A 13,362-nucleotide genomic window follows, 5' to 3' on the forward strand; every position below is an offset into this window, starting at 1 on the left:
TGAAGCTTCAATCAGCATACTTCTCCAACTTTACATACAATTCTTCAGGATTTATTGGCTTGGTTACAAAATCAGTCATCCCTGCACTCATTACTTTAGCTCGTATTTCGTTAAAAGCAGATGCTGTAACAGCTATAATTGGCAAATTCTGATACTTTTCACCTTCTAGTTTTCGAATGTTTTCAGAAGCATCATAACCATCCATTTCTGGCATTTGCAAGTCCATAAGCACCATATCATAGTCAACTTCCTGTACTTTTTCAAAAGCAATTTTACCATTTTTGGCAATATCGTAGGTAACATTCCATTTCTTGAGGAATTGTTTTATAATTAAAACATTCATAGGATTGTCTTCCGCCACCAACACATGCATCCCTTTCAGTTTTTCACGACCTGTAAAGTGTTCATCGGAAAAACTAAGCTTAGGTTTTGATTTCAAGCTGATTTTTAAACTAACATTCACAAAGAAAGAGGTTCCTTTTCCTGCTTCACTTTCCACATCAATGCTACCATTCATTAGTTGTATCAACTTACCTGTAATGGCTAATCCTAATCCGGTTCCACCATACAATCTTGTGGTATTGGAATCTGCCTGCGAGAATGATTCGAAAATTTGATCTTTTTTGTCCGTCGGAATTCCAATTCCGGTATCGTTAATTTCAAATTGAATATTCACTTTATCGTCTGACCCTCCTTTAAAATCAGCCTTTAAATGCACTCTACCTTCGTCGGTAAATTTAATGGCATTACAACACAAATTGGTTATAATTTGAGATAATCTAGTAGGATCACCAGTAAGGTGAGCAGGAATTTTAGGATCTATTTCAACAAGAAATTCCAAGCTTTTTTCTTTTGCCTTCATAAAAAATCCGGCAGTCACATTATTGATAAAATTTCTAAAATTGAAGTCGATTTTCTCCAACTCAATCTTACCAGCTTCAATTTTACTGAAATCCAAAATGTCATTGATTAATGTCATTAAATTATCAGCCGACAGTTTTAAAATGTTCAGGTTACTTAACTGATCTTCTCTCGGGTCATTTTCCGATAACAAATGTGTAACGCCAATAACAGCATTCATTGGCGTTCGTATTTCATGTGACATGGTAGACAGAAACTGCGCTTTGGCTTTTGTAGCTTCTTCGGCTTTTTCTTTGGCAGCAATCAATTCCGATTCTACTCTTTTTCTTTCTGATAAATCGTGAAGTGCAACAAAATGAATATTATCCTCGGCCAAATGTACAGGATTCAAAATTACTTCAACAGGAAATTCCATTCCATCCTCCTTCATGTGAATCCAATCAAATTTATTAAAACCCTTTTTTCTGGCTTGGTAAATAAAATCCATTGCCTTATCGGATGATCTGGAACCGTCAGCTTGAAATTCCGGTGAAAAATCTTTTACAAATTTACCAATGAAATTCCTTCGATATTTCACTCCAAAAAGATCTAAGCAAGCCTGGTTGCAATCTAAAAATCTCGATTCTTTAATAATCAGATATGCTACCGATGATTTTTCAAATATCATCCTGAATTTTTCATCAGTTTCATTCTTTTCTTCTTCTAAACTTTTTCGTTGCGAAATGTCTTTTATAAAGCCCGATAATCCAGTTGCTTTACCATCTTCACCTATGATTAATCGCTCTTCGATTTCGCACCACTTGTAACTACCCGATTTGGTAACAAAACGAACCTCAAAATGATTGGATTTTTCTTTATTCTCGAGCAAATATCTTAATTTCAACCTGCACAACTCAATATCATCAGGATGAATAAATTCATAAACATTTGTACCAATACTCGACAACAAATCAAAGCCAGTAATTTTCGACCATTCCGGATTTAAATACATCCATTCACCTTCGATATTGGCTTGGAAAATCACTTCATTAATATTATCAACAATCGACTCCAGTCTTGAGCTTGTTGTTTTAACCTCGGCTGATTTGCTTTCCAGATTTTTCTTAAGCTCACGATTTACATTGAACAATTCTTGTGAACTTTCTTCAAGAATATTTTCAATTTGCTTGATATCAGAATCAAAGTCAACATATGCATCATTAATCACATCAAGAAAGTCTTTGAATTTTTCTTGCTCCTCTTCTGATAAATATTTCCTGATTTGTCTTTTAAGTAGTCGATGCATTGTTTTATTTTTCAGAAATTGTAGTAATTGTCATGGTTTGATTGTGCAACTTACATGGTGTGTTCTTGCGAAATGGAGAGATCTCTCCGTAAGAGTAAAACCCAGTAATACACACATCTTTACCAATTACATCCGAAACTGCTTCCACCTCTTCTTCGATCAGCTGCTTTAAAACCAATTTACGACCTACACAACTAATCAAAATGGCTATTTCAGCTATGTCCTTTGGTAATATTTCGGTAGTAGTTATCGCAGAATTTTCGGCTCCATTAATTAACCTGTCTACATTGGCTTTCATTAACCTCACATAGGCGCCCTCAGGAATGCATCCAGCAAAAGTCATCGATTGATCTTCTTCGTTTACCCCTAAAATGGTACGAACCACTGGTTCCTGAATTCCATCCTCTCGTAAACTTAAAGGGAATAGTAAACCCGATGCTGGTAAACCTTCTGCTTTATCTCCTAAAAATTGCTTGTAAAGCTGTAAGGCAGGTTTTCCGTCCAATTCATACAATATATTTCCTTTCGACTTGGTTACCAACCTTTCCAGTCCAAAGCTGTCCCATCCTCCATTTGAACCATAACCTACAGAAATCTTTTCGCCATAAAAGCCTAAGGCTGCAATACAATTTGACACTGGCTTACCAGATTTATCATACACAACCGTTTCGTTGAAATCACTACCATCACCAGCTAAACCTCCGGTAACCGTAACATTTCCAGGCAATGTATTTTCTATTCCATCAACCAGTTCAGCACCATTTATATTCAATCCATCAGAAAGAATCATAACATGCTTTAAACCGTTCTTATCCAGTTTATCCAATAACTTAGTCCCTAACAGTGTATTATCAGAATTCTCTTCTATTTGAATGGATTCTAACTTCACCGTCGAATTTTCAAATTCAATTGCAGTAATCACCACAGAATGATCTATCACTTCGGTTCCGGAGATTTCACCAGCAGAAGAACAACCAAATAAAACCGCCTCTGGATAATGATTCTTCAATGCTAATGTAAATGGTTCATCCAACATTAGTTTTCGATATCCAAAAACAAATATCAGGTCAGCTTTAATACGTAGATTTTTAATATTCGGCAATTCATCAATTGAATTAATTCTCAGCTTATCAATTTTCATACTATAGGTGTAAATAGGTAGTAGAATTCCACTTAATAGTGAATTTTAAATTATTCGTCAACATTTTAATACGATTCACAGCAAAGTCTGTTACATAAGTTAATCAAAAAATTAGTTTTTATCACTATTTTTGAACTTCCAATGAGTAATGTTTTGCAAGAAGATATAATCTTTATTGTGAAAATTCGTTGAATAATAGTAGCATCAAGAATTTTAAATATGGCAAAAGCAAAGAAAACAACAAGCAGAAAAACAAATTCCAAAAGAAAGACTTCTACAAAGAAAAAAGCAAAGAAAAGAAGTTTTAAGTCATATATCATTCGATTGGGATTATTGGCAATAGGATCTGCTCTTGTTGGTATTGGCTTGCTGTTTTCAACGGTATACCTGGGGTTCTGGGGAAAACTGCCAGATTATTATACTTTGCGAAACATTAAAAATGCTGACGCCTCTGAAATCTACTCTGAAGACGGTGCTATTCTAGGTAGAGTTTATGCCGAAAACAGAACCAATGTCAATTTTAAGGATATTTCTCCCAATGTGATTAACTCATTAATTGCAACCGAAGATGCTCGCTTTTACGAACATCAAGGTGTTGATCAAAGAAGTATGCTACGTGTTTTGGTAAAATCTTTGATCATGAGAGATCGAAGTTCTGGTGGAGGAAGTACACTAAGTCAACAACTTGCCAAAAACCTATATCCCAGAAAACGTTTTGGTGCCTTAACCATGCCTGTTAATAAAATCAGGGAAGCCATAACTGCATCGAGACTAGAAAAAATATACTCCAAAAAGGAAATCTTACAACTGTATTTAAATACTGTATCTTTTGGCGAAAATGTATTTGGAATTGAGAGTGCATCCAGACAATTTTTCAGCAAACCAGCTTCCGCTTTAAAAACTCATGAATGTGCCGTATTAATCGGAATGCTAAAAGCTCCAACTTACTACAATCCTCGATTGCACCCTGAGAGATCAAAACAAAGACGTAATGTTGTTTTGAATCAAATGGCAAAATATGAATATATTTCAGAAGTACAGTCAAAGCAACTGAAAGCTTTGCCATTGGGATTAAGATATAATAATCAGGCTTCGAAAAGTGGTTTAGCTCCATACTTAAGAGAAAAAATTAGAATTGAAGCGAATAAAATATTAGCTGATTTCCCTAAAGATGATGGAAGCTATTATGACATTTACAGAGATGGTTTGAAGATTACCACAACTTTGGATTCCAAGCTTCAGGCATATGCTGAACAATCGGTAAGTGAACATTTAAAGAGACTTCAGGATTTGTTTTACAAGCATTGGGGAAGTTCTAAACCTTGGGACAATAAAAAAGACATTCTTACTGATGCCAAACGCAGGTCTGATCGTTACAAGAAGTTGAAAAAAACTGGTAAATCGGAACAAGAAATCAACAAGATTTTCAATAAAAAAATAGACATGAAAATTTTCACCTGGTCTGGTGAAAAGGAAGTAAACATGTCGCCTAACGATTCAATTAAACACTACGTTCAACTTTTAAACACAGGCTTTTTGGCTATGGAACCACACTCAGGAAAAATAAAAGCCTGGGTTGGAGGGATCGATTTTAATCATTTCAAATACGATCATGTTACTGCAAAAAGACAAGTAGGATCTGTATTTAAACCTGTTGTTTTCTCTGCTGCTCTGGAAGAAGGAGTATCTCCATTTGTATATTTACCTAACGAAAGAAAAGTTTACGAAGAGTACGATAATTGGTCACCTAGAAATGCCGACAACAAATATGAGGGCAGCTACAGTATGGAAGGTGCTTTGGCTGAATCGGTAAACACCATTGCAGTAGATGTACTTTTGCAAACCGGCATTCGGGATGCAATTGTTCTGGCCGAAGAAATGGGAGTAGATAGCAACCTGCCTAAAGTTCCATCTTTGGCATTGGGAACTGCCAATATTTCCCTGTTCGAAATGATTCAAGTTTATGCAACTTTAGCCAACAGAGGTGTACATGTTGATCCTTATTACCTGGTAAAAATTGAGGACAAGAATGGAAATTTAATTGCTGATTTATCTAAACAACGAGATGAAAATAGATTTGTGTTATCTCCTCAGAATGCAGATATCATTAATCACATGCTGCAGGCGGTTGTAAATAGCGGAACTGGTAAAACACTACGAAATGTTTATAAACTCGAAGGCGATTTGGCTGGTAAAACAGGAACTACAAATTCACATGCAGATGGATGGTACATTGGTTACAATTCCAATTTAGTAGCTGGTGCCTGGGTTGGAGCCGATGACATGCGTGTTCACTTCCGCTCCTTAACTTTAGGACAAGGTGCAAGTATGGCTTTGCCAATATATGGTAAATTCATGCACAAACTAAGTCGTAATCGCAAATTCTCTAACTACAGTTATGCCTCAATTCGCAAACCTGATAGTGATATTCTGGCTCAGTTAAGTATCCCACACTACATGCCTAAAGACTCAGGATTTCTTAAGAATATTTTTGGCGTTAAAGCAAAGGATCGCGATAAACTCATGGAACGCAAAGCCAGAAGAGCAAAAAGAAAAGCCGAGAAAAAATCAATTTACCAAAGGATTAAGAATATTTTTAAGAAGAAAAACAAAGACTAGCGCTTTAAAAAATTAGTAAGCATTTGTTGTTTGAATTCTTTTATATGAGTATTCTTTTCACTTCTGTTTTTATTCTTTATTTCACGAACCAATGATTTAAATTCTGGATTTGGAGCAAAGCTTTGAATTTTAGCTAACTTCTTATCCAGAACATCTCGATCGTGCCAGTTCCCAAGAGTAGATTCTGTTTCATTTACAACTTTGTATTCTCTTTCCAGATCTTCAGAACTCTCTACGTCAATTAATAATTGGAGTAAGGATTTAATGATTTTGAAAAACTTACGAATATCGTGATAATTCTCTTCTCCTCTCGAAGAAGCCCATAGTTTGTATATTAAATCTAACTCATCAAGAATAATTTTATCAGCCTTCTCTCTTAATTCTGTGCTAGATGTTCTTTCCAAAACCTGATAAAGCTTTTCCATCCGCTTTTTAAATTTATCAAGCTTAAATTTTTCTAATGCTACAACAAAATCATTTGATATCTTCGACTGATTCTCTTCTAAAATCTGAATTACTTTCTCTTGATTCTTTACATTGTGTTGCAAGACTAAACTTTTACAAACCTGAATAGTCCTTAAACGACCTGAATACTTAAAAACAGGTCTTAATTGCTTTAACAACTTTCCAATAATAATCGTATCCAAGTGAAGTGCCTCCACCAGTAAAAGCAAGCTTCTCATATATTTAATGTCAACACGTAACTTGTGTACATTATCCTCATTCAGACTTTTAGCCTCTGTAAGATGCATTAAAAATGCATCAAATCTTCTCTTGTAAAACGTGCTTAATTTATTCATATCTATAGTATAAGTCCCCTATCAATTACATACAAGATACACAAAATCAAAAAATTAGTAAAATGAAATTTGAGCAAATACTTTTTGTTTAATTTAAAATAATATTCTTAAATGGATACAAATAAAAAAGACCATCTATATTAGATGGTCTTTGCATAACTGAATTAACTATTTATTCAGAGTGATCATCACTCTTTTTTTCATCTTTTAACCGGCCCGATTCTTTAAGCGCTTTGTTTAATATCCATTCAATTTGACCGTTAGTACTGCGAAATTCATCAACAGCCCATTTCTCCAACTTCTTAAACATCTCAGGACTCAAACGCAGAACAAATGATTTCTTTTTAGTCATATTCTATTTATTATTGATACAGGCTACCAGTATTTAATACTGGCGTTGCATCTTTATCTGAACAAAGCACAACCATTAAATTACTAACCATGGTAGCTTTTTTATCTTCATCCAAATCTACAATATCTTTATCGGCAAGTTCTTCCAATGCCATTTCTACCATACTTACAGCACCTTCAACAATTTTAAAGCGTGCCGCTACCACCGCTGTGGCCTGCTGTCTTCGTAACATGGCCCCTGCAATTTCGGAAGCATAAGCTAAATAATTGATTCTTGCTTCCATAACCTCAATTCCTGCAATCGCCAATCGTTCCGTTAACTCCTGCTCCAACAATTCACTTACTTCATTTCCGCCAGATCTTAAAGTAATTTCAGCCTTTTCATCTTCAAAGTTATCGTAAGGATATGCACCTGCCATATGTCGAATTGCCGCTTCAGATTGAATGGAAACAAAATTTTCGTAATTATTCACATCAAAAGCTGCTTTATAAGTATCCTGAACTCTCCATACCAATACAACTCCAATCATAATTGGGTTACCTATTTTATCGTTCACCTTAAGGGGATCACTATCGAGGTTTCTTGCTCGCAAAGATATCTTCTTTTTTACAAATAGAGGGTTTACCCAGAAAAATCCATTTTTTAAAATCGTACCCTTGTAAGCTCCAAAAAGAACCAACACAGCAGATTGATTTGGATTAACCACTGTAAATCCCGGCAGACAGATCATCAATACGAAGATGAGTAACATAAAAAATGGGTTTCGCAGAAATATAGTACCCAATATCCCTCCAGCAAGAAGAAGAAGACATACAAATAACATTGCAAAACCCGAAATGGCCGTAAAAGTTTGTTCTTGTTTCATAGTTGAATCTTTTTGATATTATTTTGATATCAATTTACAATTATTTTTAGAATTAACAAAAACAAGGCATAAAAAAAATCGGAACAGTGATTGTTCCGATTTTTTTTAATTCAACATTAACTCCCTTATATCAGGAATTTTTAAATCAACATTAACCGTTGATTGATTAAATGTTTTTATGCGTTCGACTATTTCACCTGATGCTTTCACCTTAAATTCATCGAGTAAATTGTATAAATCTGATGAATCAAACAGGTTTAAATCCGAAATTCTTTCAAGTAGAGTAAGCATTTCCTCAGGTGAAAATAAAACATCATGTTGTAACAAAGCGTAAATTTCATTCATAGGCATAATTGGCTAATTTATTTTATTCTAAAACGCCTATGATTTTCATTTAGTATTCCAAAAACAAAAAAAGCCGGAAAATATTTCCGGCCTACTAAAATCAAATAAAAAACTAATGAAAGGTTAAAGTCATATTTCTCTCTTCGATAATCTTTCTCATATTAATTAATGCATATCGCATTCTACCCAATGCAGTATTAATACTTACATCGGTTTGTTCGGCAATATCCTTAAAACTTAATCCTTTATAGTGCCTTAAAATCACAACTTCTCTCTGATCATCGGGCAGTTCCCGAACCAACTCTCTTATGTCATCATGTATTTGCTCACGAATCAATTCATCTTCGCAATTGCCCTCACAATACTTATTGGAGTTAAATATATCCAATTCATAATCATCTTTCGAGAAAGTATTACTTTGTTTCTCTCTTCGAAAATGATCAATGATTAAATTGTGTGCAATGCGTAAAACCCAAGCTAGAAATTTACCATTGTCTTGATATTTGCCCAAACGCAACGATCGGATCACTTTTATGAAAGTGTCCTGAAAAATGTCCTCGGTAAGCTGATGATTTTTTACAATAAGATAGATATAGGTATAAGTTCTATCCTTATGACGATTGATTAATGTATCAATGCATTCATGATTACCATCAATATACTGCTTCACGAGATCATAATCGGTAGGATTATTTTGTCTCAAATTCACAACTATTTAGTTTTTAAACAGCGTAAAAGTTTTTCTATAAGCAGTATCTCCTTTTTTTGGGGTTTATAAATTGGTAACAGTATGCAATAAACTAATTTTTCCTGAGATTTGAAAATCTTTAGAAGTTAAATAACTTTGGAAATTCGATTTCAAGATATAAATTCATCTCCATTTAGGAGCAGATTAAAATACAGATGGCAGAGAAATTTTCAGAAGATTTTATTCATATAAAAGGTGCAAGGGTACACAACCTAAAAAACATTGACTTAAAGATTCATCGTAATCAATTCATTGTAATTACCGGACTTTCCGGATCAGGTAAATCATCACTTGCATTTGATACTTTGTACGCCGAAGGCCAAAGAAGATATGTGGAAAGTTTATCAGCTTACGCTCGTCAGTTTCTTGGTAGAATAGACAAACCTGAGGTAGATTTTATTAAAGGAATTCCGCCTGCAATTGCAATTGAGCAAAAAGTGAATACTAGAAATCCAAGATCTACAGTTGGAACATCTACTGAAATATATGACTACCTAAAATTACTTTTTGCAAGAATTGGTAAAACCTATTCGCCAATTTCAAATTCCTTGGTAAAACGACATAGCATCAGTGATGTTGTTAATTTTATTTTGAAGCAGAAAGAAGATTTGCCAGTGATGATATTGGCAGAAATGCTAAATGGCGACAGAAGCAAAAAAGAACAACTTGAAGTACTTTCGAAGCAAGGATTTTCGCGTATTGAAATTGATGGCAAAATTCACAAAATTTTCGATGCTCTAGAAGCACCAGAAATCATTCCTGCAGATAAGCCAATTCATATCGTTATTGATAGAATAAGAGTCTCTTCCGACGAAGATACGAAGAACAGAATAGCGGATTCCTTGCAAACTGCGTTTTACGAAGGAAAAGGTGAATGTTTGGTAATGTTTGAAGGAGAAACTCATTCTTTTTCGAATCGATTTGAAGCGGATGGAATTGAGTTTGAAGATCCTAATGTACATACTTTTAGTTTTAACAATCCAGTTGGTGCTTGTCCGAAATGTGAAGGTTTTGGGAAGGTAATTGGAATTGATGAAGACTTGGTAATTCCTAACAAAACAGTTAGCATTTATGATGATGCAGTAGTTTGTTGGAAAGGAGAAAAAATGCAGGAGTGGAAAAATCAATTGATTTATGCTGCCGATAAGTTTGATTTTCCTATCCATCGACCATATTTTGAATTGAGTGAGGAACAAAAGCTTTTATTGTGGACTGGTAACAAGCACTTTAAAGGATTGAATGCTTTTTTCAAATACCTGGAATCTAAGCAATATAAAATTCAATATCGTGTAATGCTATCGAGATATAGAGGTAAAACCACCTGTCCAGATTGTAGAGGTACTCGATTAAAGAAAGAAGCTGGCTATATTAAAATTGGTGGGAAAAATATTCAGGATTTGGTGTTAATGCCAATCACCGAACTAAATAGTTTCTTTCAGAATTTAGAATTAAGCAAAACCGAAGAGCAAATTGCCAAAAGGCTTTTGGTAGACATTAAAAACCGTCTACAGTTTCTTTCTGATGTTGGCTTGGGATATCTTACCCTAAATCGTCTTTCAAGTAGTTTATCTGGTGGAGAATCTCAAAGAATCAATTTGGCCACATCATTGGGAAGTAGTCTGGTAGGATCACTCTACATTCTCGACGAACCAAGTATTGGTCTTCACTCGCGAGATACCGATTTATTGATTAAAGTTCTTAAACAACTCCGAGATTTAGGAAATACGGTTATAGTGGTTGAGCACGATGAAGACATTATTCTGGCTGCAGATCATGTAATTGATATTGGCCCACATGCTGGTAGACTTGGCGGTGAAGTTGTTTTTCAAGGTGACCTGAATGCCTTAAAAAAATCAAACGAAAGTTTAACATCACAATACATCTCGCAAGAAAGAAATATTCCGGTTCCTTCGAACAGAAAAAAATGGAACAATTACATTGAAATTATTGGCGCAAGAGAAAATAACTTAAAAGGACTTAATATCAAATTTCCACTTAATGTAATGTCTGTGATTACAGGGGTAAGTGGTTCTGGTAAATCATCTTTGGTGAAAACAATTTTATATCCAGCTCTTAAAAAACACTACGGAGGTTACTCCGATAAGAGCGGTCATTTTGATTTACTTCAAGGTGATCTACAGTTGGTGAAAAACATAGAGTTTGTTGATCAAAATCCAATTGGTAAGTCTTCACGATCGAATCCTGTTACATATTTAAAGGCATATGATGAAATCAGAAAACTATTCGCCGATCAAAAAGCTTCACAATATGCCGGTTTTAAAGCTTCACATTTCTCTTTTAATATTGATGGAGGAAGATGCGATGAGTGCCAGGGAGAAGGAATTATAAAGGTTGAAATGCAGTTTATGGCTGACATTTACCTTCAATGTGAAAGCTGTAAAGGCAAAAGGTTTAAAGATGACATTTTAGACATTAGATACAATGGTAAGAACATCCACGATGTTTTGGAAATGACCGTAAATGAGGCTACTGAATTTTTTAGTGCGTCAAAAGGAAATATCGAGAAGAAAATTGCACAACGTTTAAAACCATTGGTTGATGTTGGCTTAGGATACGTTAAATTAGGTCAATCGTCGAGTACCTTAAGTGGCGGAGAAAGTCAAAGGGTAAAATTGGCTTCTTTTCTTGCCAAAGAAAAAGCAGAACCTTGCCTTTTCATTTTCGATGAACCAACAACAGGACTACATTTTCATGATATCCATAAATTGATGGATGCATTTAATGCTCTAATTGCAAGAGGACATACTTTGATTATTATTGAGCACAATATGGAAATTATCAAGAGTGCTGATTGGTTAATTGACCTTGGTCCTGAAGGAGGAAACAATGGAGGAAAGGTTGTTTTTGAGGGAACTCCTGAAGAAGCAGTCAAATGCAAACAATCTTATACGGGAAAATACTTAAAAGAAAAACTATAAAAGAAAGGCTCCTAATTAAGGAGCCTTTTTTATGATATTAGGTATTATATTTTTAATCCGAAAAGCACGACCACACAACCATTCATGCTTTTATCGTATTCTTCATTTTCATCCAAAAACTTCATCGAGATGATTAAAGTTTGTGATTCTTCCAGCTCAAAATCGTATTTATTCGTGTATCCACTGTCTTTATTATCAAATAGAACCTCAAAATCGGAATTTAGGAGTTTAAAATGAATTGGTGGCAGAAAATCTTCTTTGCAAACTACCAATCTATATTTTTGTCCACTAAAAAATGCTTTATGAAGTTCAACATCTTCATCAACATTTAAAACAATTCCATTATAGTTTCCATCATGTATATAATCTTCCAATAAAGGCTTACAGTCCTTTTTGGCAAATTCTTTGCACTGCGAATAAACCAAATTGGTATTGGCAAGAAAAAATAAAACGGAAATAGTAAATAAAATCCTCATGAAATTTAATCAGTTATTAATCGACTATATAATCTCTTATAGCGTTAACTTTTAAAATAAGTTGCTCAAAAGCTTCTAAATTAACCCTACCGTAGAAATCCATCTCATTATTTTTTGATATAGTCGACTCTTTGAATAATCTCTCCAAATCTAATAAATCTTTATAAATTGGCTGTATTACCGGGTTCGATTGGTTTTCACTTAAAACAGATTTTACACTTTCCAAGGACAGCTGTTGATCTAAAATTCGTTCAATTAAAATTTGATGACTCACCTCGTTTGGTTTCACACTTTGGGTAGCCAAATACAAACTCTCTACCCAAGCTCCTATTAACATTAAAGATGAAAGTAGATACCTATCCTGTTCCCTTAATTGCTCATGCGATTCCATATACACCTCAGAAATCACATCAATCACCAACTCCTTGTTCGTTATATTTTCTTCTAACAATTTAATTTTCTTAGGATCAACAGCTCTTAAAATCCCTAAAGATTCGGCCAAATTTCTGGTGACATTTAAATATTCAATAGATGTTTGAAATTGTTCATTTATACCTGAATAACTTAAATCTGCACAATAAACTCCCAAGGCAATGGCTCTGGAAGTACTAGTGGAATAACCTGCCAATTTCTCTGTGGAGTTTAGTAAATCCTTCTGAAAAACTATACCTGATTTGTTAATTAGCAATGAAGTTTCTATAGGACTTGGTAAAACAAAGAATATCTTCTTCATTTTACTTGTATTTTCAGCCATTAGCTGATATTCTAAATTTTCAGATTGAATTTCTTTTTCCTTTTTCCCTGCAGAATTCCAACTACAAGAGGCAAATAAAAATAACAACAATCCAACTACAGAGATCTTTCTCATAAAATACAATAACGAGTTAATATTTATAGGCCCAATTAAAATACGATTTTTTATCTACTAAAA

The 13,362-nt window shown here is 34.3% G+C and carries 11 protein-coding genes; 2 read left to right on the plus strand and 9 right to left on the minus strand.

All coding sequences use genetic code 11. The features are described 5' to 3' along the window. Positions 1 to 7: 7 nt before the first annotated feature. Positions 8 to 2,146, minus strand: a complete 2,139-nt coding sequence (locus NQ163_RS04480) for a PAS domain S-box protein (RefSeq protein ID WP_268189081.1) — start codon at positions 2,144 to 2,146, stop codon at positions 8 to 10. Positions 2,147 to 2,150: 4 nt separating this feature from the next. Next, a complete protein-coding gene (locus tag NQ163_RS04485) occupies positions 2,151 to 3,287 on the minus strand; it encodes an FIST signal transduction protein (RefSeq protein ID WP_268189082.1) in 1,137 nt (378 codons plus the stop codon). Positions 3,288 to 3,506: 219 nt separating this feature from the next. On the opposite strand from NQ163_RS04485, the gene NQ163_RS04490 reads away from it, so the two are divergent. Beyond that, entirely contained in the window at positions 3,507 to 5,906 is a 2,400-nt protein-coding gene (locus NQ163_RS04490; protein WP_268189083.1) for a penicillin-binding protein 1A, read from the plus strand. Here the strand turns inward: NQ163_RS04490 and NQ163_RS04495 are convergent. From NQ163_RS04495 to NQ163_RS04515, 5 genes are all read right to left on the minus strand, one after another. Beyond that, positions 5,903 to 6,706 (minus strand): CHAD domain-containing protein, encoded by an 804-nt coding sequence (locus NQ163_RS04495; protein ID WP_268189084.1) that lies wholly within the window; start codon positions 6,704 to 6,706, stop codon positions 5,903 to 5,905. The genes NQ163_RS04490 and NQ163_RS04495 overlap by 4 nt on opposite strands. 172 nt (positions 6,707 to 6,878) lie before the next feature. Further along, the gene (locus NQ163_RS04500) at positions 6,879 to 7,058 is read right to left on the minus strand and encodes an Arc family DNA-binding protein (RefSeq protein WP_268189085.1); all 180 of its coding nucleotides are present in this window, start codon (positions 7,056 to 7,058) and stop codon (positions 6,879 to 6,881) included. A 10-nt stretch (positions 7,059 to 7,068) separates the two neighbouring features. Beyond that, positions 7,069 to 7,923, minus strand: a complete 855-nt coding sequence (locus NQ163_RS04505) for an SPFH domain-containing protein (RefSeq protein WP_268189086.1) — start codon at positions 7,921 to 7,923, stop codon at positions 7,069 to 7,071. Between the two features lie 105 nt (positions 7,924 to 8,028). Next, entirely contained in the window at positions 8,029 to 8,268 is a 240-nt protein-coding gene (locus tag NQ163_RS04510; RefSeq protein WP_268189087.1) for a hypothetical protein, read from the minus strand. 112 nt (positions 8,269 to 8,380) lie between these two features. Next, positions 8,381 to 8,977 (minus strand): RNA polymerase sigma factor, encoded by a 597-nt coding sequence (locus NQ163_RS04515; protein WP_268189088.1) that lies wholly within the window; start codon positions 8,975 to 8,977, stop codon positions 8,381 to 8,383. Positions 8,978 to 9,171: 194 nt separating this feature from the next. Here NQ163_RS04515 and uvrA point away from each other — a divergent pair, with 194 nt between their 5' ends. Beyond that, the gene (gene uvrA, locus NQ163_RS04520) at positions 9,172 to 11,955 is read left to right on the plus strand and encodes an excinuclease ABC subunit UvrA (RefSeq protein ID WP_268189089.1); all 2,784 of its coding nucleotides are present in this window, start codon (positions 9,172 to 9,174) and stop codon (positions 11,953 to 11,955) included. A 44-nt stretch (positions 11,956 to 11,999) separates the two neighbouring features. On the opposite strand, the gene NQ163_RS04525 is transcribed toward uvrA, so the two are convergent. Continuing rightward, complete coding sequence (locus tag NQ163_RS04525) at positions 12,000 to 12,431, minus strand: hypothetical protein (protein WP_268189090.1); 432 nt, start codon at positions 12,429 to 12,431, stop codon at positions 12,000 to 12,002. A gap of 16 nt (positions 12,432 to 12,447) precedes the next feature. Beyond that, complete coding sequence (locus NQ163_RS04530) at positions 12,448 to 13,299, minus strand: hypothetical protein (RefSeq protein ID WP_268189091.1); 852 nt, start codon at positions 13,297 to 13,299, stop codon at positions 12,448 to 12,450. Between the last annotated feature and the right edge of the window lie 63 nt (positions 13,300 to 13,362).

It is taken from the genome of Marinifilum sp. D737 (genome assembly GCF_026672275.1).
GTDB lineage: Bacteria > Bacteroidota > Bacteroidia > Bacteroidales > Marinifilaceae > Marinifilum.

Coding starts and splice junctions, on each gene's coding strand:
- NQ163_RS04500 (WP_268189085.1), bottom strand. CDS start 7,058: ATGACTAAAAAGAAATCATTTGTTCTGCGTTTGAGTCCTGAGATGTTT.
- NQ163_RS04525 (WP_268189090.1), bottom strand. CDS start 12,431: ATGAGGATTTTATTTACTATTTCCGTTTTATTTTTTCTTGCCAATACC.
- uvrA (WP_268189089.1), top strand. CDS start 9,172: ATGGCAGAGAAATTTTCAGAAGATTTTATTCATATAAAAGGTGCAAGG.
- NQ163_RS04530 (WP_268189091.1), bottom strand. CDS start 13,299: ATGAGAAAGATCTCTGTAGTTGGATTGTTGTTATTTTTATTTGCCTCT.
- NQ163_RS04490 (WP_268189083.1), top strand. CDS start 3,507: ATGGCAAAAGCAAAGAAAACAACAAGCAGAAAAACAAATTCCAAAAGA.
- NQ163_RS04505 (WP_268189086.1), bottom strand. CDS start 7,923: ATGAAACAAGAACAAACTTTTACGGCCATTTCGGGTTTTGCAATGTTA.
- NQ163_RS04485 (WP_268189082.1), bottom strand. CDS start 3,287: ATGAAAATTGATAAGCTGAGAATTAATTCAATTGATGAATTGCCGAAT.
- NQ163_RS04480 (WP_268189081.1), bottom strand. CDS start 2,146: ATGCATCGACTACTTAAAAGACAAATCAGGAAATATTTATCAGAAGAG.
- NQ163_RS04510 (WP_268189087.1), bottom strand. CDS start 8,268: ATGAATGAAATTTACGCTTTGTTACAACATGATGTTTTATTTTCACCT.
- NQ163_RS04495 (WP_268189084.1), bottom strand. CDS start 6,706: ATGAATAAATTAAGCACGTTTTACAAGAGAAGATTTGATGCATTTTTA.